The sequence below is a fragment of the Rahnella ecdela genome (assembly GCF_019049625.1).
GTDB lineage: Bacteria > Pseudomonadota > Gammaproteobacteria > Enterobacterales > Enterobacteriaceae > Rahnella > Rahnella ecdela.
In genome coordinates, this window is the sequence record NZ_JAFMOY010000100.1 from 1 (window position 1) to 21,392 (window position 21,392).

The following is a 21,392-nucleotide window of genomic DNA, read 5'->3' on the forward strand; positions in this document are numbered from 1 at the left end:
ACTAAAATCACCCATGTTAATGACGGTTTTATCTTTCTGGGGCACAGGATCATTCGCAAACGCAGTCGTTATGGCGAGATGCGAGTGGTCTCAACGATCCCGCAGGAGAAAGCCAGAAACTTCGCCGCATCGCTGACAGCACTGTTATCAGGCAACTACAGTGAAAGCAAAGTCGATATGGCTGAACAACTCAACCGAAAACTGAAAGGCTGGGCCATGTTCTATCAGTTCGTTGATTTTAAGGCCAAAGTCTTCAGTTATATCGACCGTGTCGTGTTCTGGAAGCTGGCTCACTGGCTGGCCCGCAAATACCGTACAGGTATCGCTTCCCTGATGATGAGGTGGTGTAAATCACCGAAACCGGGTCAGAGCAAAACGTGGGTTTTATTTGGTAAAACCAACCACGGCAAGCTCAGCGGCGAAATACTGTACCGGTTGGTGGGGCAAGGCAAGAAGCTGTTCCGCTGGCGTCTACCCGAAGGTAATCCCTATCTGAGGACGGAAACCAGAAACACGTATACATCGCGCTACACCGAAGTGGCAATGGCGTTCGCCAGCGTTTAGATGGAGAGCCGGATGCGCTGAAAGGTGCACGTCCGGTTCGGGGAGGAGAGGCAGGGAAATAGTCCGACTACGCCCTGCCTCTTACTCTACTAAGGACGCATGAGGGTTGGCTGTATCTGGCTGTTGTTCTTGATCTCTTCTCACGCAGGGTTATCGGCTGGAGCATGGGCGGACGAATGACCGCTGAGTTAGTAATGGATGCATTATTGATGGCGGTATGGCGACGTAAACCAACGGCAGAAGTATTAATCCATTCAGATCAGGGCTCTCAATATACGAGCGAAAGATGTCAGCATTTTATGACAGCTCACAATTTAAAAAGCAGCATGAGTCGTCGGGGTAATTGCCATGACAACGCAGTGGCAGAAAGCTTTTTCCAGTTGCTAAAACGGGAACGCATAAAGAAACGGATCTATAAAAATAGGGAAGAAGCGAAGGCGGATATCTTCGATTATGTCGAGATGTTTTATAATGCTAAACGCCGCCACAGTGCCTGTGAGGATCAAGCCCCTGCAGTTTATGAAAGTGCCTGGTTCATGAGGCACGGAACAGTCTAGGAAACTAGGGTCTTTTCATTATTGGGAAATACCACGTTGAGAAAGAGTAGCCGAGAACTCTGCAATAGAGTGATCAACCAGTAGTTCTACGGCATCACTGCGTGTTGTCCCAGCAAGCATAGCCAGTTGGTCAATCTTTCTTAGAACTGACATCCTTAGTGACAGCGATACGGCTTTTTTCTTTTCTTTATCCAGTGAAACTTTGCTGACTGTTTCTCCTGACTTAAAATCAATACTGGAACTAAGAGCCTCATTCATACGGCGAATTGTTTTCTTATCGAGGTTTCCTGCATCAACAAGTTGGTAGGAGTGTGTGGCTTTACTGTACTTGATCTCCGCAGAGTACGTTTCCCGTAGGGCCTTTAGCGCACGCGTTAGAGTAGGCTCGGAACAGGCAAGCTGATTTATAATTTTTTGAGTCGGTACTGGCAGGCCCGAACCTAGCAGGGTAGCCAGCCGAAAAATACGTGCTTGTCGTGTACTGAGTTGCATAGTTAGTGAGTGCCTACTGTCGTTTTAAGGGGCTCTATTTCATGGAAAATACAGGTAACCGTCATATTTCTCACTAAATGAAATCGTTCAAGCGCAGCTATCGGATCAATCTGATCAATGTTGCTGAAATTCAAATCAAGCATTCCGACTCGGGTGAATTCGCAAGATAAAATGTATTGTTCTTCCAGATAACCTGAACTTTTACTCAGACGCTGGGTGAAACCTGAAACAACAACCCTTTCGAAGGGGATCGCAGAAAGAACAATACCGGCCAGCCTCAATAAACAGCCATGTACATGTCTCGCATAAATTTCACGCAGGCGTTTTTGGCTATATGGTTTTTCGGTGAGTTCGTTTCCCTTGGCATTTACGACATAGAGCCTATCAGGCATTACCTCAATCTCAGGTAAATCAACATCCAGAAAAACGGTAGAACTGATGGTTTCTACCTGATAAGACACCAAAGTTTCGCGGGGCCATATTGTCTGTTGCAGTGTCTGGTCAAGTAACTGTTCAAAATAGGCTGTATCTGCCAGTACGACATCCAGTTGAGATTTACCAGAGTGATTTTCCTTGAGCTTCTGCCGTTCGGTTCTTTCAAACTGCCAAAGGGCATACTGTTCTGCCCATGCCATCCGTTGTTGCTGATAGCGTAATTTGATCAGAGCCTGTTCGTCTTGCCATTCCACCATACTCAATTGCCAATGGTGCTGATTGGCTTCCTGACGCAACTGACGAGCTGATGACGATTCCAGCCACTTACTTAGCATGCCTACGCCTTCATCAGGAGTAGGTTCAACGGGGGGAGCAACTATCGGTGGTTTCTCAGGCCGTATGGGCGCAGGTAAGTCTGTCTCTCCATGCTTTTCTTTCCAATAGATGTGAACCATTTCATCTATCGTCTGGCACAAAGAAGGGTCTGGTGTTAATTCATGAATGTTCGCGATCGCGTCAATGGCCTCCTGAAGGAATAAAGCGTCTTGCTCAAGTAGTTCGCGATGTTGCGCCAAATCGTTTGCGTCATCATGACGTGATGATGCACGGGCCGCTTTATCAAGCCGTGTTCGGTAGCTTAGTCCTGACCCCGGCAAACCAAGGTTTGCGTAAGTACCTCGCTTGCCTATTGATACAGACGCTCCCCGAGGGCCGATACTCAAACTAGGGGTACCGTTGCTAAAATTTACGCGTAAGCCTGGAATTATGCTGACCGATTTTCGAAATCTGAATCCCACGTGTTTTCCCCTCAGTGTTGGTTTGTTAATGTGACCAGTCGCACACCTTCCTGCGTAGTTTCTTGAGTAATCCCGTATACCTGAGCTTGTTCAAGAACCCTTGCGGCCCAACGTCGGTGCGTGGCCGGTTCACACATAGCCCCCTGAGATTTAAAGACTGCCTGACTGGAGTTTAAGATCCGCAGCGCATCCGCATGGTCGGCAGGAGTGACCATCAGGGCTCGTTCGATTTTCGCAATCTGGTTTGGATGAATGGCGGTTTTTCCGACCAGCCCATGTGCCATATCGAGCGCCAGTTCCCGTTCCATGACGTTATGATCATCAATGTGTTCGCACACAGGAGACGTCAGGGCAAAATCGCGTGAGCCAAAAACGGCCACCAGCATCTTGATGACGTAGCCCATCGGGCTGTCGTATAGCGTGAGATTGCGCGGGCGACGAAGGGAAATGACGTTCATGAGGTCATTTCCACCTATACGCAGCGCAATGATACGATCATGGCAGGGGTGACTGAGCAGTGTCGTCGCGAGCTCCCGCATCTGTATAACATCGAAGACGTCTTCAGTTTCCAATGTCGGCATCATGCACAGATGTGTGTCTTTCATAATCTCCCACCATAGAGGCAGGGAAGCGAGGGTGAACTTAGGCAGTACAAGCCCGTCCACCGGCGACAGATCCAAATCAGTCGTTAGGTAATGGCCCATATCTGTATGGCGGGGACGTATAAAGACAAGAGGCCATTCGGCTCCCCGTCCTTCAGCCTTCGCAGAACGTAATGCTGCCAGCACCTGCTTTAAATTTTCCAAGGCCGCAGGCACGTCTTCATCGCTGACCGCGTCTTCAAGGCAAATGACTATCGAACGGAGTCCTTCAATTTCATTACTCAGCACGCTTTTGGCAATATCAGAACGCGTTGCAGGCATGTAGAGCGTGGCACCCAGCCGGTATGGCGAGAGTCTCTTTGTCATCAGTGAACCTTTTTAATAATGGTGATGGCACGATACTGTCCGATGCGATCGCCGACTTCAGTGATGGGGATATTTTTTTCCCGCGCCAGATACACCAGCAGGGCAACGTCGGGATCCTTAACCGACCGAACAAGAACGTGCTCAGGCACCCGGCGCAAAACGGCCCGTGTCGCCTCGGCAATGCCGGGTTTAATCCGGTTAATGCTTGAAATCTTGTACTCGGTGGCCAGTGACGCAATGATCTTTTCACTTTGTGATTTCAACTGCGCAAAATTTTCAGGATCCCACTGGCTGGCAGGGATCGCGTTTAAATCAAGTGAGTCCCGGCAATCAGCCACCGTGTCGACCAGTTGGCGGCTGCATTCAAACTGGCGAAGATGTTCGCACTGAACGCAACCGTGCAATCCCTCTGATGACCAGATGGAACGCGAGATAAGGCCGGAGACGGGCGCTCCCATAATGCCGAAGGGAATTAACCAGTCGTCATCACTGGCGGCGAGCCAAGACACACCGCAGGGATCAGCCAGAACCACAAGGCGTGGATCATCCGGATAGCCTGTACGTGATGCCAGCGAGCGTCGAAGCTCGCCGGTAATTGCGCCTTTGCCTGTCCAGCCGTCGACAAACACCACACCTTCAGTGCCGTGCCGCTGCTCAATCCAGTCCATGGCCGTTTCGTCAATGCCCCGGTCTCTGATAATGCTGACACCATAATGATGAGACTGTTTTCCCATCGCCCGCAGTGTCTGATGCAACATGACGCCAAGCGGCACCCCAGCCCGCACCAGACTGACCAAAACAATAGGCATATCGCCGAAACGTTCAGATAATGCTTTCGCCAGCATCACAACTTCTCTCGCCAAACGGACCGCCCCCTGATCCAATGCCTGGGCAAACAAATCCAAGTGCCAGTTTGTCGGTTCAGGTTCCTGACTCAGCATTTCGGAGTAGTGCTTTGCCCCGGACTGAATCAGTTGCTCTTTTTGGTCTACGGGCGTCATTTCCATTTCAACAGGGTTAAGCAGGAAGTGGACGTCTTCAGCGAGATAGGAACCGGAAAATGGGATAAATGGCTGCATATTATTTCTCTCCGAAAACATGGCGACTGATTTCTTCGGCAAATTGGCTCTGACGGGGCAGCCCAAACCAGTGACACAGTTTCATGAAACGATGGTCGCTCAGGCTGTCTCCCAAACCGATGACAGGGAAAACGCCACGTTCGGCACGCAGCTTGTTCAGCAGATACTGGGTTGCGAGGCCTTTTTCTACCGGAGTGGGTAACCATGCAATGTTGTTACTGTTGCGATGAATGTAAAAACCCGCTGTCGGGAAGGTAGCCTCGATTTCATCGCCGATGGCATAAAGCTCGTCCAGCCGGGTGCTGTTGGTGTGCTTCATCACCAGATACACCGGCGTATTGTCATACTCGTAATTAATACGTGCCCATCCCTGAATCCCGCGAGTTTCCATCAGAGAAGTGATGTCGCGCTGCATCGTCAGCAACTGATCACGATAATCGGACAGACTCATGAGCATCTGAGCTTTCCACTCTTCGTCCGGCTTTCCTTCCGGCGTCAGGATCACTGCGCCATGTGTCACGATAGCCCATGAGTGAAACGGGATAGTCACGCGGCCAATTTCTTCCGTCCCACGGGCCGTGACCGGAATAAAGTCTGCATGTTTAAGCAACCAGTCAACCAGCATGGATTGCTCTTCGGTCATAAAGCTGCGGGCTTGCATTGAGCGGTCTAAGGCACCCGGACGATAGGGCTCAAGTGCCAGCTCATCTACCATTTTCCGGCGGGTCTGGAAAAGGGTGTCATCGAGATCAGAAAAAACTACCGGCTTATTCATAAACGATCACCTCTACGGCAGGAGCCACGGCGTTCAAAGCAGCAAGCAGGGCAGGATCAACGCTCTCAGCCGGTGTTTCAATACACAATAAAATGCGGTCAAATTGCTGATGAGCGACGTTATAGACAAAATTTGGAATGCCCAGTCCGTAATTATCCGTAAAGGCAATGGCTGACTCGATGGCGAAACCGGTAGAAATGGGGGAGCGCGTTGTGCAACTGAACCTGACCTCTGCTCCCTGAAGTTCCAGACGTTCTGCCAGCAATAACGGTTCCCAGACGAATTCTCCGGATCCCAGCACTAAGATTTTTTCTCCGGCTGATGCCGTGATTTTTGTGCCGAGATCCCTTGCGGCTGTCGCCATGCCCAAACGTCCCCAGCTCTGTTTACCGGTGATTGCCACGCTGCCTGTGGCGGTGACGTTCACATTTGGCATCACGGGAACGGGGGCATCGGGTTTTCTTTCCCAGTGCCAGTCTCCCTGAACAAGTGATACCGGAGTGACGGGCAACGGACACTGTTCTGTGATGGCGTTTCCGCTCCAGTCCGTCAGCGTTACAGTAACCACACGCTCTACTGCGGTCAGGCCTGCTTCTGTACGCAGCGCCTCCAGTAAGTTAATAAAGGTCTTTCCCGTGGTGGCCTCATCATCGATAAGAACCAGAGTCCGGGCGTTACTGACATGGGCCCGAAGCGCGGGATCGGCTGGGTGATATAGCAGATGGTCTGTCGCGTGTGAATGGTCTTCTTTAAATTCACACATCAGCTCGCCGTCGACGGGATGGCGGGTAGACGTCAGATAGACCACATCATCGAAAACTTTCGAGGCTTCATCAAAAACCCCGGCCCCCAGCCCAACGGCCGTTTCTGCCATACCGATAAACAATACCGGTTGCGGTAAATCAGCAGGGATCTGTTGTGCGAGCTGACGATAGGCGGACCGCATAATGGCAGGGGAAATCGGAATATGTCGTCCCAGTACCTTGCTGACAAAAAGAAAGGCCCGCTTGGGATTACGGCGTTCAGCAATATCAAACAGTGATTCTAATGAGAAAGTACCGCCAGTCGGGGTTACCGTGAGGGTCCCGCCGGACAACTCTTTGCGGTAAACAGGTTTTTCATTATGCATAGTTATGCGCTTCCTTCGCTGGCTGACAGATTATCAAGAATGGGGTTATACCGGATAACATCGGTTATGGAGCGTACAACAGCCGGAGAGAAACTTTCAGTGGCAAGTAGTTTGGCCTGCGATTCATCCATTATTCCCAGCTGTCGCAGGGCGAACAGCGCGGGCAGGTTGACACCGCTGTGACGGGTATAACCGATTCCACCTGAAGGGCGCATGTTGATTTCAAGCAGAACGGGTTCACCCAGATCGTTATTGCGGGTTTGTACGTTCACCAGACCATCGGCTTGCATAATTTGTGCGCATTTCTTGCCCAGTTCATAAGCCGGTCCTGATTGTTCAAGGTATTGCAGTGCGCCCTCTTTCCGGCGTGCGACGGCGGCAATGACGGTGCCTTTCTCAACCAGCATATCGACAGAATATTCGGGGCCGGGCAGGTAAGGCATGAGAACCAGTGGTTCGAAATCCGCCTGCTTTTCCAGTGCGAGCAAATACATTTCAGGGTGTACTTTGCGGTTGTCGGGATGAGTAAATGCTGACATTGGCGAGGCATTGTCATCAAAGCGCCAGAATCCCATGCCATAAATTCCGGTGACAGGCTTCACGCAAAGTAACTTTTTATTGTCTTCGGCATGGGCATTGAGGTCGATCTGATGGCGAAGGGCTTCAGCACTCTCAATACGCACTGAAAGGACGACTGGCAGGCCGTTAGCTTTCATTGCATGGGCAAATTCGACTTTGTCGTCTGCCAGCGTAAACATTGCAGTGTTGGTGGCCCCGGTAGTTAGGGTAACACCCAGAGATTCGATATCCTGACGATGAGCCTCAAACCACTGGCAGTTACGGCCGGTATGAACTGCCTGAACCCCGTATTGCTTCACGGTAGTAGAAATAAAATCTAGACGCAGCTCATCTTCAACGGGCTCAATCAATGCAATGTCGGCCAGTGAAAGTATTTCATTTCGATTGTGTCGATGAGAGGCAATAACGGTTATTTCTTTATTCGTGTTTTTAAAAAAATCTTGAATGCCTAAAATAATATCGCGCTGTGACGATAAACCTTCCATTAACCAGATTGTGTGACCCATTGGCTTTATTTTTCCCAGAATGAGAGGAAGTGAGATTTAAGAGATGAGTCTAGGGAGGCATTATGCACATGTCAATCATAATATGATTTTCTTAAGAATGCCTGAAATTACAGATTAATGTTTGAAAAATCTGAAAAAAATAGCGTCAATAAACGTAAATTTAAAATTTAATATCTAGGTAAATCATAGCGTTATTTTTTAGTCACTCAAAACAGGTAAAAATGTGGGTTGTCGTACAACTTCGTCATGATATGATTTTTCAGCACAAGGATTTCTGATTTAAAAAAATAATGATTTAACCTATCTCTGAAGGAATAAATAATGGTTTCATTAAGCAAAAATCAAACTGTTTCACTCAGCAAAGAAACGTCATCATTAAACCAGCTGCAATTCGGTTTAGGCTGGGATCCTTTGAAAAAGAAAAAAGGATTTTTTGGAGGTCTTCTGGGGGGAGGCAGTGATTCAATTGATTTAGACGCAGGCTGCGTGCTGTTAGACAATACGGGTAAAACTATTGATACCATCTGGTTCCGCAAACTGAAGTCAAGCTGTGGCTCCGTTGTTCATCAGGGAGACAACCTGACCGGCGAAGGCGACGGTGATGATGAAGTGATCACTGTGGACCTGACCCGCTTACCTTCACAGGTGGAATACCTCGCCTTCACGGTCAACAGCTTCCGTGGTCAAACCTTTAATGAAGTTGATAACGCGTTTTGCCGCGTTGTCGATCAGTCCGGCAAAGAACTTGCCCGCTACCAGCTGACCGAACAGGGTTCTCACACTGGCATTATCATTGCTTCTTTAGCGCGTAAGGGCGGTAACTGGGACTTTACAGCTCACGGTAAAGCTTCAACCGGCCGCACCATTGATGATATGCACGCTGACATTGTTGCCACGGTGGTGCGGTAATGACGATGACGCCGGGGGGCAATGCCCCCGTTCCTTCACAGGTGCTGACGGTTCGCGTTCTCTCTGGCGTCCCGGTCGACGCCTCATCGTTCCGTCTTTATGCCTCAGGAAAAGTGCAGGGCGATCCGGATATGGTGTTTTACGGGCAACCCGTCAATGACGATGCTTCGGTAAAACTCTCCGGTGCCGGTACTGACACAGCTTTCACGGTTGATATCAATCGTCTTCGCCCTGAAGTACAAAAACTGGCATTCACCGCAACGTGTGATGGCAACATGACACTTTCAGCACTGAAATCTCTCTCCATTCAGGTCGAGCTTAACGGCAACGTTTTGCTGAACGGTAAGGTAGATGTGTCTGGCCGTCAGGAAGCCGCGCTTATCCTCGGCGAAATTTATCGCCGCAATGCTGAGTGGAAGTTCCGTTTTATTGCTCAGGGCTTCAACGGCGGCCTGAAACCGCTGGCTGAACATTTTGGTGTAGATATATCGGATGCTCCTGCACCTTCGGGCACCCCGGCGCCAGCACATACACCGGTCCCAAAACCGGCACCAGAACCCGCCAAAATCAGTTTAAGCAAAGTTTCACTCACCAAAGAAAAACCCTCTATCAGCCTTGCCAAGCGGGATAATTTTGGCGAAATCAAAATTAACCTCAACTGGAATCAGGGAAATGCTGCGTCAGGCGGAATGTTTGGCGGGATGTTCAGCAAATCCAAAGGCGTGGATTTGGATTTAGGTGCATTTGTGGAACTTCAGGACGGCTCCAAAGGCGTGGTTCAGGCGCTTGGTAACACGTTTGGCCGCCTGAATTCAGAACCTTTTGTTGAGTTGCAGGGAGATGATCGTACCGGACAGGTCACTGACGGCGAGTGGCTGCATGTAAACGGCCGCGAATGGAAAAAAATCCGTCAGGTGCTGATTTACGCCTTTATTTATGAAGGGGTTGCAAGCTGGGATAAAACGGACGGTGTCGTCACGCTGCATATTCCTGAGCAACCGCCGATAGAAACGCGTTTAACGGAAGGGTCTAACCGCCACAATATGTGTGCGATCGCCCGTCTGGTAAATGAAAACGGGGCCATCAAGGTTGAACGAATCAACCAGTTCTTCAGTGGTCACAAAGATATGGACAAAGCGCTGGGCTGGGGCTTTCGCTGGTCTGCCGGTTCAAAATAATTTCAACTTCTGAGGGTGAAATAATGGGTTTCTTCGACAAAATGAAAGGCGCGTTCAATGCCGGTCGTGATGAACTGACCAAACAGGTCGGGCGCTTTAAAAACAAAAAATTCATGCAGGGCACCGTCGCTGTGTGCGCGCGTATTGCTGTCACCAGTGACGGAGTAAGCACCGAAGAAAAGCAAAAGATGATTGGCTTTCTTCAGGCCTCTCCAGAACTGAAAGTTTTCGAGACCAAAGAAGTGATCGCGTTCTTTAATGAACTGGTGACCAGCTTCAGTTTCGATTACGAAATCGGTAAAGGTGAAACCATGAAGTATATTCTGGCGCTTAAAGATCAGCCGGAAGCTGCACAACTGGCCGTACGTGTCGGGATCGCCGTAGCGAAAAGCGATGGCGACTTCGATCAGTCTGAACAGGCCGCCGTACGCGAAATTGCACTGGCTCTGGGATTTACTCCGGCTGAATTTGGCCTTTAATTTTTACACTCTGGCTTAAGGGCTCAATATGGTATCCACGCACATTGGTTTCCCGGCAGAAACGGTCATCGTTTTTGTCTTACTGGCTGTCGGGGCCATCTTTATCGACCTGTTTATGCACCGTCATGACAAACCGATTTCTTTAAAGAGTGCTGCGCTCTGGACAGTCTTCTGGATCGTTGTGGCAATGGCCTTCGCCGGTTTTCTGTATATTCACCACGGTGCGGAAGTTGCCAGCCTGTTTGTGACCGGTTATGCGCTTGAGAAAGTCCTCTCTGTAGATAACCTCTTTGTGATGATGGCGATTTTCTCATGGTTCGCCGTGCCGGATAATCTTCGTCACCGCGTGCTTTACTGGGGCGTTATTGGCGCTATCGTCTTCCGTGGGATCTTTGTGGCCATTGGAGCCAGCCTGCTTACCTTAGGTCCATGGGTTGAAATCGTCTTTGCCTTGGTCGTCTTGTGGACGGCGGTCATGATGCTGAAGAGCGGCGATGATGATGACGCGATTGAAGATTACTCTCAGCATATTGCTTACCGTATGGTGAAACGTTTCTTCCCGATCTGGCCGAAGTTAAAAGGGCACGCTTTTCTTTTAAGCCAGAAGGAAGTTGATGCTGAGCTGGCAAAACCGGAAAACAAAGACATAAAAGTGGGTCGTGTAGGCAAGGCCGCATTGTATGCGACCCCTCTGATGCTGTGTCTTGCGGTGGTTGAGCTGTCGGATGTGATGTTTGCTTTTGACTCCGTCCCGGCCGTGATTGCCGTGAGCCGTGAGCCGCTAATCGTTTACAGCGCCATGATGTTCGCTATTCTGGGCCTGCGTACCATGTACTTTGTGCTGGAAGCACTTAAACAGTACCTTGCGCACCTTGAAAAAGCCGTCATCGTGCTGTTGTTCTTCATCGGTGTGAAGCTGGGGCTGAACGCAACCGATCATCTGTGGCATCACGGCTACAATATCTCAGCCAATGCGAGTCTTTTCGTTGTTCTGGGCGTGCTGGCTGTAGGTATTATTGTCAGCGTGTTGTTCCCGGGAAAACCAGATGCTGAGGAAGGCAAACAGGGCTAATACCCCATGACCTTCACTTTGATTATTAACGTTAACAATTGAGGATAGAACTATGGGCGTTTCTCTTTCTAAAGGCGGAAATGTTTCTTTAAGCAAAGAAGCTCCAACAATGAAAAATATGCTGGTCGGTCTGGGGTGGGATACCCGCTCTACAGACGGTCAGGATTTCGACCTTGACGCTTCTGCATTCTTGCTGAATAACGCAGGCAAAGTACGCGGCGACGCGGATTTCATTTTCTACAATAACCTGAAATCCACTGACGGTTCCGTGCTGCATACCGGCGACAACCGTACCGGCGAAGGCGACGGTGATGACGAAGCACTGAAGATCAAACTCGACCAGATCCCGGCTGATGTGGACAAAATCGTGTTCGTGGTGACCATCCACGATGCGACTACCCGTCGTCAGAGTTTCGGTCAGGTTTCTGGTGCATTTATTCGTCTGGTGAATGACGACAACCATCAGGAAGTGGCGCGTTATGATCTGACGGAAGATGCATCTACAGAAACGGCCATGCTGTTTGGTGAATTGTATCGCCACAATACCGAATGGAAATTCCGTGCAGTCGGTCAGGGTTATGCCGGTGGTCTGGCATCCGTATGCGCCCAGTACGGCATCAACGCGTCGTAATTACAGCAAAGTAACTTTCTTCAGTACTCAGCAGGCGGTACTTGCCGCCTGCTTTCAAAAAATATTTCTTATTACAGGAGTTTAAAAAATGGCTGTATCTCTGATTAAAGGCGGTAACGTATCCTTAACGAAAGAAGCACCGACCATGAATATCGCGATGGCCGGTTTGGGTTGGGATGCTCGTGTCACCGATGGCGCGGATTTTGACCTTGATGCTTCCGTCTTCATGGTAGGGGATGATGGCAAAGTTATCTCTGATGCGTCATTCATCTTCTTTAATAACAAAACCAGCACCTGCGGTTCCGTTACCCACATGGGTGATAACCGTACCGGTGAAGGCGAAGGCGATGATGAGCAGGTCAAAATCGATCTAACTAAAATCCCTGCTGAAGTGAAAAAGCTGGTGTTTGCAGTGACCATTTATGATGCAGAAGCGCGTAAACAAAACTTCGGTATGGTCAGCAACAGCTACATGCGCGTATTCAACAATGATAACGGGACAGAAATTGCCCGTTTCGACCTGTCAGAAGATGCGTCGACTGAAACTGCGATGGTATTTGGCGAACTGTATCGCCATAACGCTGAGTGGAAATTTAAAGCCGTAGGTCAGGGCTTCGCGGGTGGTTTATCCGCACTGGCTTCACAGCACGGCGTGAACATTTAACGTTGACGTATGCCTGACCGCCCCGCTGGTAAAACATCGGGGCTTTTTTTTATATAAATAATAAATGACGTTTGGCTCAGACATGGCAAAGAAAAAAAAAGATGAAGGGGCGGCAATAATCTTCCTCATTATTGCGGCGCTGGTATTTATTCCGTTTATGCTTCTGGCATTTCTACATTATAGAAAAATGAAATCGATGTACCTGACTAACCGGAATGTTCAGCGTGTTGTGGATATCGGCCGGTTTTATACGGTCCTCGGTTCGGGGATCGCCAGTGTCGTTGGCATGCTGGTAGTGCTTTGGATAGGTGCGGCTAATATCGGGCACGGACTGGCCACTTCACAGCACGGCTCTGAAATTATCATCACCCTCATTGTTCTTTATGTCCTTCTTATGCTTTATCCCTTCAAGAAGCTGGCTGATGCAGCTGCGACTGCCTATTTGGGCGTTATTCTTGAAGATGATTTTAACACTCTCATATTCCCGGCCGATCTGGCTAATTATACCGCTGGCGATATCGTAAAATTGCGATTCCTGAAGGGGCTAGGCACCGTAGAACGGTTCCAATACAGCCAGATAAATAGCTTCACCCGCGAGAAAGGAAAACTCTTTTATGTCCACGGTGATTTCGGTTCCCGTGCACTGAGTTTTTCAAATAAACAAAAACGAGACGAATGTCTGGCCGCGTTACAGCAGCGTATTAAGTTTCGTGGCACGCGTGACTTAGGGTATTAATCCTTCATTGAAAAAAAGGACTGACTGATATGGAATTGCAATCCGGGCAAAACATTCCGTTAAACCAAAGTACATTACGCATTTCTGTTGCGTATCCAAAAACAGCATCATTTCGCAGTGACATCGATTCATCAGCCTTCATGCTCTCGCCACTGAATAAAGTCAGGGGGGACAATGACTTTATTTTCTTCAATCAGCCCTCATCACCGAACGGAAGCATTCATCTTAACTCGTCAGGAGAAAGCAGCCTCTTTACGATGGACCTTAGCCGCATCGACAGCGATATCGCTAAGATTGCAATTACGTTGGTGATCGACGGCGCTGATTCTGTCTCCGGATTACAGCGTATTCAACTTATTGTGGAAGGCGTGGCGACTTTCGAAGTTCCGTCACTCCCCGGACGCGCAGAGAAGGCAATGATCCTTGGCGAAATCTACCGCCATAACGGTGGCTGGAAATTCAGAGCGTTGGGGCAAGGCTTTAACGGTGGTCTTGAACCGCTGGCCATCAATTACGGCGTAGACGTGTCATCGCCAAATTCAGCACCGGCTCCTGCTATACCCACGACAGTTAGTCTGGAAAAACGCATCCAGGAAAAAGCGCCGCGCCTTGTCAGTCTAGCCAAAAATGCCAGCGTCAGTCTGATAAAACACGGTCTTCAGACCGTTAAAGCTAAGGTCGCATTTGTGTTGGATGCTTCAGGATCCATGACCAGTGAATTTAAAAAAGGTCACGTGCAGGCCGTACTGGATCGAATCGCTGTACTGGCCGTTCAGTTTGATGACGACGGCTCCATGGACGTCTGGGGATTTGCAGAAAGACATCGTAAATATGAAGACGTGACGCTGGAAAATCTTGATGGTTATGTAGAAAGGATCCAGAAAACGGGCAAGCGTGGCATGTGGGAACTCCTACCGGGGCTAGGGGGGACTAATAATGAGCCGCCATGCATGACCGAAATAGTCGATTTCTTTGAAGACAGCGAACTGCCGGTTTATGTGGTCTTCATTACCGATGGGGGCATCAGTAAAACCAAGGCTATCAAAGATGCCATCCGGCGTTCAGCAAATCATGCCATTTTCTGGAAATTCGTCGGTCTCGGCGGCAGTAACTACGGGATCCTTGAAAAGCTGGATGACTTCACGGACCGCAGGGTCGACAACACGAACTTTTTCCCGATAGATGATTTTACAAAGATGAGCGATGAAAAGCTCTACGACCTTCTGCTTGAGGAATTCAACGACTGGCATCAGGCGGTAAGAAAGCAAGGCATTATCGCTTAAAAATATGCCCCCGGTACCGAGGGCATTTAACTACTGGGTCTGAATGGTAAGCACTTCTTTCGAACCTATTTCTGAATGCCTTTGATTTTGGCAATTGGAGAATGACGTTTTCCGCCACCATTATGAAAATGACGCCAGTATGGTTCCTGCGCGGCAGCCAGCATTTCATAATCGCCACGGGTATCACCCCAAGCGCGTAGGTGGTACGAAGCGAGTGGGCCATATTCAGCCTCCAGTCTTGCCACCTTCTGCGCACAGCGGCAGTTGTGACCACTTATACGGCCCGTCAGTATCCCGTCTTTGATTTCTAAATTTGTACCTATCAAACGTATCCCCAATTTATCTGCAAAAGGCTTAAGCACTATTGCGGGCGAAGCCGAGCAAATCGTCACGATTGCGCCAGAATTAACCTGTGTTGCTACAGCAATAAGGCCCGAAGGGCGCATCAGGCGCGTCCAATATTTTTCACAAAACTCACTGGCCTTCTTCTCTACCCACTTGGCATCAACACCAGTCATGTATGTTTGAATCAGGACTTCTTTCAGCTCATCGCGTGTGACTCTGCGGCCAATACATTTGAGGGTAGGTATTACCAGTTTCACCAAACGCCGGGCAAAGACTCGTTTCCCGAAAGCAAAGCGTAAGAAGGGTATGAAACTGTCACGTTTGGTGATCGTGCCGTCGAAATCAAACACTGACAGGAAATGGCGAGCCTCAGCCGTGTTATCTACCATCATTCAATATGCTCATTCAGGTTTGTCCTTGCCTAATCGGAAGTGACAGGCTGTTCTAATTTTGGTTGATTCATTGTAACCGAACCACAAGACCTTTTTTATTTATGGAACTTAAACAAAGGGATTTACACCCGGGGAAGGGATTATCTGAAAGTGGAGAGTGGGAGCATAAATAGAAAGGGAGTGCAGCGTTTTATAGCCTGCCCCAAACAGTTCTGATTGAATGAGTGGGGGGCCTAGGGGATCAGCTGTTGTAATCAACCACAGCACAGTAGCTGCATTTAGGGCAGGTTTCTCGAACCATACTTAACATTGTGGTCTGTGGTTTCCATGGTTTCGAGCACACTGGGCAAGTGAGCTCCCAGCTATTGGTTCGGCCGTCCGGAGATGCTCCAAGAAGCCGCTTTTTAAAGGGAAGTTTTAAATCTTCAGTAATAGCAGCTATCCATTCTGGTTTAACTTTGATAACTGGGAAGGACCAGCCGGTGGCTGGATTCTCGTTCCAACCAATCCCCTTACCACCCTCTATCAGCACCCAGAAAAAGACGTTCTTTTGAGGGCCCGGCCAGCGAACCTGATGTTCAGAAAAGGACCCAAATTCTTTAAGCACAACAGCGTCTTTTAGTTTATATGCTGGCGTATCTCTGTATTCTTCAAGAAATTCAGAAGGCAGGCTGTCCTGTAATGTTTTCATTGTCATTGTTGTTCTCACGAATCTTTCTTTTATGGTAACAGAAGACAGCCGGAAGTAATCAAGTGCTGCTTGAGAAAGCCCGAAATCTGAAGAAATTCAAGATTGTTGCTGTCGAAGAGCCAATGCCTTGCTTCGTGCTCGTGCTATCCGACGGACCAAGGCATTTGTGTCATTAATCAGTATATCCAGCCCGAAGGATCGTTCAGCAACGGCAACGCGAACCAAGGAGTTGGTGTCGTTAATCAGGATTTCAAGACCATAGGATTGTTCAGCAACTGCCACGCGAACGTAATCACATTCATCATGAAGGGGTCAGTTTGGATATCGTAAATTTTTGTACGTTAAGCACATTATTTAACCAATCCAGTTAAGTAAAGGATTGATTTAGCGTCAGTTGCAGTCACTTTTAGGTTGTCGCTCTTGCTGTATCGCATTTGGGTTATCTGATTAAGACAAAATCCCCTGAAAACGCTGTATAGCGCGGGAGTACACCCTATCGCTATAGGTAAGCCTGTTCAAAAACAGGCTTACCGTACAATAATTTACGATATCCAAACTGACCCCTATCCAATGAAGTTATCATTTCTAGTTCTCCTGATAAGGATCTGTATGGTTCTCCTTTCGGTAAAAATCTCTGTGTTATTTCTTATTTTCAAACCTACCAATATATCGAGAAGGTATGCGAAGGATTTTAAAAACTTTATAAATTTCTGAAACATAAAAAATTTGCTTGGTATAATCGAGATTGAGATGCACGTGGTCTCGCGAACCCTGCTGGGCAAGCACGGCAGGGACTGTATTTCAATCAATATGGAGAGGAGCCTATGGCTTAATCTGTTTATAGAAGGAGAATTAAAATGACCAAATGGACATTTGATAAAACTGCTGTTGCACAAGGGATTGCTGCACAGAACAATTCTGGACGTATTCCGGCGATTGACATTCAACAAGGCCCTGGTCTTTTGAAGCGTCATCAAAGGAAGTTGTATAAAAGCGCAATCAACTTCAGCGCGCCAATTGAGAAAGACGACTGTGGGCGATACAACCCTCTCGGGGGAAGTGTGGCGGTATGGTATGCCTCTGACTCTGCGTTAACGGCGGCGGCGGAAGCATACGGGCGTTTGTTCCATCTCAAAGGAACGATTTCTTATCCTGAATCGGTACTTTCACAACACTATATGTGCTCTGTGGATGTCGTGAGAACGGTGAAAGTGATTGATGTTGTAGCACTCTGTGAGTTGTTACATATCCCTTTGGATAGCTTAGAGAACGAGGATTACACCTTTCCTCAGTGGCTAATGGAACATCTTTATACGCATTTCGGGCGTGACTATGACGGGATTGCCTATACCTCAAGACATAAGCGCTATAAGCGTTGTTATGCCTTTTGGAAACGACCGGGTAGTACACCAGCCTTTACCGATACCCCTCAGGGGATGTGGCCTTATGCCAGTTACGTCGAAAGTGACGAAGGCATGTTCCCTAAGGGGTGGCACAAAGGAACGATGTCCGGTGAAGAGATGTTCGAAGAATTGCTTGGATTCGAAATTACGCCAGAACCAATGTAAATCAAAGAGGGGCAGGCTAGCCCCTCTTTTTAAATCCGTTAATTGGATACTTGATTTCCAAACTGTTTAGCCGCACGTATGACCAAACTAAGTTCACACTTTTTAGCACCGTCCAGCATGATTTGAATCGGCGTCTTTTGCAGGCCTTCGCTGTTAACCTCTATCAGTGATTTCAGCACACCCAACCGCAACATTGGATGTGTATCCTCTTCGAATGCCGCCATCACGTCTTCAAAGCCGGGAATTAGCCCATTATCAGTGAACTGAAATTTCGGGAAAATGAAATCCCCGTTTTGTTTGAATGCTAAAAGCTTGTTCTTCTTAACGCGAATGTTGATCGCCTGACGTGTGATGCCAAGGATATCGACCACGTCGTTCACCTTAAGCGTACCGCCCAACTCTTGAAGCTCACGATAAAATCTTTCCAGATTTTTGCGACGACGGCGCACTTTACGCATTTCATAGTCGTTGACGCGTGTCTTCTGCTCGAGTTGAACGGTGTAGAGCAATTGCATCAGTGAGCCGTCATCCAGCGTAACAGCATTAATAGCCTGATTTTTGTCTTCAAATTCAGGCATCAGGGAAATAGCGAGGTTGTTAATCCTTTTCAGAAGGTTCAACTGGTACTCATTCAACTTATTTGAAGTGTTGATTTCTCTTTCCGCTGTGGTGTGTTTAATCATTAGGCACCTCCATTTGACGATTATCATAATTCATTTTTGAGGAATGGTCAATTTTAGAGTGTTTTTCAAACAATCCATGTTCAAGCACGGCGTAAAACTTTGACCTGCTCCCGGTCGATTAATGCACCGTGATGGCAGCATGCACACAATTATGGATGTACGCTCTTCGCTCATAGCTGCTTGTCAACGTGGTAACGCAGCCCAGGGAGACAAAAATCACCTTAACGTTAAATGATTTTTTGATATCCAAACTGACACCCATTAGGGGTCAGTTTGGATATCGTAGATTTTTGTACGTTAAGCACATTATTTAACCAATCCAGTTAAGTAAAGGATTGATTTAGCGTCAGTTGCAGTCACTTTTAGGTTGTCGCTCTTGCTGTATCGCATTTGGGTTATCTGATTAAGACAAAATCCCCTGAAAACGCTGTATAGCGCGGGAGTACACCCTATCGCTATAGGTAAGCCTGTTCAAAAACAGGCTTACCGTACAATAATTTACGATATCCAAACTGACCCCAGCTAACTGGAAAACCCGATCAATGTTTGCTTCACGCTAAATATGTGTGGGGACACGGGTCTGTCGGGAGCCGGATGCGGTAGTTCCGCACGTCCGGTTCAGAGGAGGGGCCTATCCGGGTAACCGGCAGGTCTACTCAACTCAAACCCCGTAAGATAATGAAAGATAGGTATATTGTTATCTGCCAGTAACCGGGGCATCGCTACAAAAGAGCATGTGGATATCACCAATCATCTGGATAGGGATCCTAATCAGGTCTGATGCGGCGACGTGGCCTACATCTGGACGTTAAACAGCATATAAGCTTCACTCTTTCAAGAAGGAAATAATTTTTTTTAAAAGAACATCATTAGCATTCTTCTTATGCATATGAACCAGATGAGTGATATTCAACTTAGGGAGAAAATCACATTGAACTTTTTTTATAGGGAGTTTTTTTTGAAGCACAGGAAAATATGTACTTGGAATGAACATTAACAAGTCATGATAAAGAATGTTTATTAACATCGTCAATGGGGATTCGCTGGTGATCAACGGTTCAAAATTACGCGATATTACTAATTCGTTTAGATTGTTTAATGTGGTTGTATTATGAAAACGATTCCCATAAGCAACATATTGCTCATTTTCAAATTGCTCTCTTGAAAGATTTTCTCCTATCGATAGATGCTGTTCTCTACAAATTAGTAAGTACTGCCATTCAAATAGCGTTTCAGAAATGACATTTCGATCACCTGCGAACTGCAGACCAATGTCTAAGTCAATCTCGAAATTTCTAATTTTATTGACACGATCCTCAGCAGTGATGGCGTCATTTCTAAATTCTAACGTACATTCTTCAGGTACGAGGCCGGACGAAATAAGTCTGTCGGAGATCCATAATTCCATAATGGGATCTGCGCGAATAAAAATTTTGCGTCTTGTTTTCTGAGTAACAGATGATAAGTCCATTATGTTCGTAATATCTTCATTAATCAGTTTATATCTTTCGTAAAGATTTATTGCAAGAGAAGTAGGTTTGACACCGTTTAAGCGGCGTATAAAAAGTTGGTCGTTGTAATGGTTTCGCAACTTTTTAACTGCATAGCTCACAGCTGAAGGGGCTACACCTAACACTTCAGCAGCAGCCACCATACTGCTCGTTTCTACGATAGTAATGAGATACGGGATGAGATTGTAATCAAATCCAGTTGGAGATGAGAGTGCCATGTTAGCGCCTTTTCCAAGAATCAGTTACTCATAGTATAGTTCAATGAATAAATGAACGAATACTCTCGCGCTCATTCATTTCCCAGATGAATGAGGTTGTGTTTCAATCTACACATTGAATTCAGCTAAGCGTTAAATTAATGGAGAGTTGTAGAGTCAAGTCAGGAAACATACAGTTATGTAGCAGAAAAAATACTTTTATTTAACATTAATGAAGGGTAATGAAATCATATAAAGAAAAGCACACTTAAAGTATGGTTTTTTTGTGTCAGGTGAGTGTTTTCAGAAAATATTATTTATATTTTAAATCATGTAGTTGAGCAAACTATTAGCTTTTCCTTCTGCGTGGCGAACTAATACCAGATATTGTGTTGGTTTCTACCAGTGAAGTTTAAGAGTTATAAAATCTTAAAATCTACTTTTTTAAGAGACTAACATCTAATTAATTGTGTTTTTTAGCGTATTATACTAATTTTAGCATTTATTTAACATCTCTCATCTCTTTACTTCATTGGATTACAGTGTTTATGACCTTATATAGAATGCTTTATGAATCGCAGGATAAGCAAAGTACTAATGCTCAAGGATAGTCACTATGTTTAAGTCCACTTTTGGTTTTATGATTAATGATAATATTCAGATCGATATTCATCATCGGCGGATAATAAAGTTGCATATGGACGAATCACGAAAGCCTTATGCTCTTAATGTCAGCGTTATAGCTGTAAAAGATGTGAATATGATTTTACTTGCCTATCTTTTAGAAAATGGAAGTGAAAGCCCAGTAAAACGTGATGATATCTTAAAGGATGTTTGGGATAATAGAAACCTCAAGTCATCTAGCCAAATTCTTTGGGCAGCTCTTAAAGCGCTGAAAAAAGATTTAATGTTAGTCGGATTGAATCCAGATTTCATAACAAGTGAACGTGGTGCTCTTTACAGAGTAAATGCACATAACATTCAGGGGTTATATGTGGATGCTAATCAAAAATTAGTTAGCTAGCTAGTCCAAAGAGTAACCATGGAACCTCGTTCATTACGCTATTCTTTATCGGAATAAATATATTGTTAAGTGAATCAGCCTTCATTGCTATTAGTTATGAAGATATTTTTCGTTATTTTAAATTCTATGTTTAAAACCCTTAATTAAC

22 protein-coding genes and 1 pseudogene are annotated in these 21,392 nt (G+C 46.9%); 12 read left to right on the forward strand and 11 right to left on the reverse strand.

Annotated elements, in window-relative coordinates:
* A partial coding sequence (locus tag J1784_RS01945) for a group II intron maturase-specific domain-containing protein (RefSeq protein ID WP_274387298.1) occupies positions 1-564 on the forward strand: 564 nt, incomplete at its 5' end.
* Positions 565-644: 80 nt separating this feature from the next.
* Positions 645-1,121 (forward strand): annotated as a pseudogene (locus tag J1784_RS01950) (IS3 family transposase); the annotation flags it as partial.
* Positions 1,122-1,139: 18 nt separating this feature from the next.
* On the opposite strand, the gene J1784_RS01955 reads toward J1784_RS01950, so the two are convergent.
* The 7 genes from J1784_RS01955 to J1784_RS01985 are packed head-to-tail and all read right to left on the reverse strand — an operon-like array spanning position 1,140 to position 7,881.
* A complete protein-coding gene (locus J1784_RS01955; RefSeq protein WP_217147793.1) occupies positions 1,140-1,613 on the reverse strand; it encodes a tellurium resistance protein TerW in 474 nt (157 codons plus the stop codon).
* A 2-nt stretch (positions 1,614-1,615) separates the two neighbouring features.
* Positions 1,616-2,845 carry a DUF4236 domain-containing protein gene (locus tag J1784_RS01960; RefSeq protein ID WP_053012148.1) on the reverse strand — a complete coding sequence of 410 codons (1,230 nt, stop codon included), beginning with the start codon at positions 2,843-2,845 and terminating at the stop codon, positions 1,616-1,618.
* Between the two features lie 11 nt (positions 2,846-2,856).
* Positions 2,857-3,813 (reverse strand): HpcH/HpaI aldolase/citrate lyase family protein, encoded by a 957-nt coding sequence (locus J1784_RS01965; RefSeq protein WP_053012149.1) that lies wholly within the window; start codon positions 3,811-3,813, stop codon positions 2,857-2,859.
* The gene (locus tag J1784_RS01970) at positions 3,813-4,892 is read right to left on the reverse strand and encodes a cysteine protease StiP family protein (protein ID WP_217147794.1); all 1,080 of its coding nucleotides are present in this window, start codon (positions 4,890-4,892) and stop codon (positions 3,813-3,815) included. The genes J1784_RS01965 and J1784_RS01970 overlap by 1 nt, the downstream gene beginning before the upstream one ends.
* A 1-nt stretch (position 4,893) precedes the next feature.
* Complete coding sequence (locus tag J1784_RS01975; RefSeq protein ID WP_217147795.1) at positions 4,894-5,667, reverse strand: HAD family hydrolase; 774 nt, start codon at positions 5,665-5,667, stop codon at positions 4,894-4,896.
* A complete protein-coding gene (locus J1784_RS01980; protein WP_053012152.1) occupies positions 5,660-6,796 on the reverse strand; it encodes a phosphoribosyltransferase domain-containing protein in 1,137 nt (378 codons plus the stop codon). The genes J1784_RS01975 and J1784_RS01980 overlap by 8 nt, the downstream gene beginning before the upstream one ends.
* 2 nt (positions 6,797-6,798) lie before the next feature.
* A complete protein-coding gene (locus J1784_RS01985; RefSeq protein ID WP_217147796.1) occupies positions 6,799-7,881 on the reverse strand; it encodes an ATP-grasp domain-containing protein in 1,083 nt (360 codons plus the stop codon).
* A 321-nt stretch (positions 7,882-8,202) separates the two neighbouring features.
* Here J1784_RS01985 and J1784_RS01990 point away from each other — a divergent pair, with 321 nt between their 5' ends.
* From J1784_RS01990 to J1784_RS02025, 8 genes are all read left to right on the forward strand, one after another.
* Positions 8,203-8,790 carry a TerD family protein gene (locus J1784_RS01990; protein ID WP_053012154.1) on the forward strand — a complete coding sequence of 196 codons (588 nt, stop codon included), beginning with the start codon at positions 8,203-8,205 and terminating at the stop codon, positions 8,788-8,790.
* Complete coding sequence (locus J1784_RS01995) at positions 8,790-9,968, forward strand: TerD family protein (RefSeq protein ID WP_217147797.1); 1,179 nt, start codon at positions 8,790-8,792, stop codon at positions 9,966-9,968. The genes J1784_RS01990 and J1784_RS01995 overlap by 1 nt, the downstream gene beginning before the upstream one ends.
* Before the next feature lie 23 nt (positions 9,969-9,991).
* The gene (locus tag J1784_RS02000; protein ID WP_053012156.1) at positions 9,992-10,447 is read left to right on the forward strand and encodes a tellurite resistance TerB family protein; all 456 of its coding nucleotides are present in this window, start codon (positions 9,992-9,994) and stop codon (positions 10,445-10,447) included.
* A 28-nt stretch (positions 10,448-10,475) separates the two neighbouring features.
* Entirely contained in the window at positions 10,476-11,519 is a 1,044-nt protein-coding gene (locus J1784_RS02005; protein WP_053012157.1) for a TerC/Alx family metal homeostasis membrane protein, read from the forward strand.
* A gap of 52 nt (positions 11,520-11,571) precedes the next feature.
* Positions 11,572-12,150 (forward strand): TerD family protein, encoded by a 579-nt coding sequence (locus J1784_RS02010; RefSeq protein WP_053012158.1) that lies wholly within the window; start codon positions 11,572-11,574, stop codon positions 12,148-12,150.
* A gap of 88 nt (positions 12,151-12,238) precedes the next feature.
* Complete coding sequence (locus tag J1784_RS02015; RefSeq protein ID WP_053012159.1) at positions 12,239-12,814, forward strand: TerD family protein; 576 nt, start codon at positions 12,239-12,241, stop codon at positions 12,812-12,814.
* 82 nt (positions 12,815-12,896) lie between these two features.
* Positions 12,897-13,550: a hypothetical protein gene (locus J1784_RS02020; RefSeq protein ID WP_217147798.1), complete on the forward strand. Its 654-nt coding sequence runs from the start codon at positions 12,897-12,899 to the stop codon at positions 13,548-13,550.
* A gap of 29 nt (positions 13,551-13,579) precedes the next feature.
* A complete protein-coding gene (locus J1784_RS02025; protein ID WP_217147799.1) occupies positions 13,580-14,833 on the forward strand; it encodes a VWA domain-containing protein in 1,254 nt (417 codons plus the stop codon).
* A 65-nt stretch (positions 14,834-14,898) separates the two neighbouring features.
* Here J1784_RS02025 and J1784_RS02030 read toward each other — a convergent pair whose 3' ends face one another.
* Both J1784_RS02030 and J1784_RS02035 read right to left on the reverse strand, forming a co-directional pair.
* Complete coding sequence (locus J1784_RS02030; protein ID WP_217147800.1) at positions 14,899-15,570, reverse strand: HAD family hydrolase; 672 nt, start codon at positions 15,568-15,570, stop codon at positions 14,899-14,901.
* 241 nt (positions 15,571-15,811) lie between these two features.
* A complete protein-coding gene (locus J1784_RS02035; protein ID WP_217147801.1) occupies positions 15,812-16,261 on the reverse strand; it encodes a hypothetical protein in 450 nt (149 codons plus the stop codon).
* Positions 16,262-17,118: 857 nt separating this feature from the next.
* On the opposite strand from J1784_RS02035, the gene J1784_RS02040 reads away from it, so the two are divergent.
* Positions 17,119-17,829 carry an RES family NAD+ phosphorylase gene (locus tag J1784_RS02040; protein WP_217147802.1) on the forward strand — a complete coding sequence of 237 codons (711 nt, stop codon included), beginning with the start codon at positions 17,119-17,121 and terminating at the stop codon, positions 17,827-17,829.
* Between the two features lie 38 nt (positions 17,830-17,867).
* On the opposite strand, the gene J1784_RS02045 is transcribed toward J1784_RS02040, so the two are convergent.
* The gene (locus J1784_RS02045) at positions 17,868-18,512 is read right to left on the reverse strand and encodes a DNA-binding protein (RefSeq protein ID WP_217147803.1); all 645 of its coding nucleotides are present in this window, start codon (positions 18,510-18,512) and stop codon (positions 17,868-17,870) included.
* Positions 18,513-19,338: 826 nt separating this feature from the next.
* Entirely contained in the window at positions 19,339-20,241 is a 903-nt protein-coding gene (locus tag J1784_RS02050; protein ID WP_217147804.1) for a LysR family transcriptional regulator, read from the reverse strand.
* Positions 20,242-20,836: 595 nt separating this feature from the next.
* On the opposite strand from J1784_RS02050, the gene J1784_RS02055 reads away from it, so the two are divergent.
* A complete protein-coding gene (locus tag J1784_RS02055) occupies positions 20,837-21,244 on the forward strand; it encodes a hypothetical protein (protein ID WP_217147805.1) in 408 nt (135 codons plus the stop codon).
* The last annotated feature ends 148 nt before the right edge of the window (positions 21,245-21,392 follow it).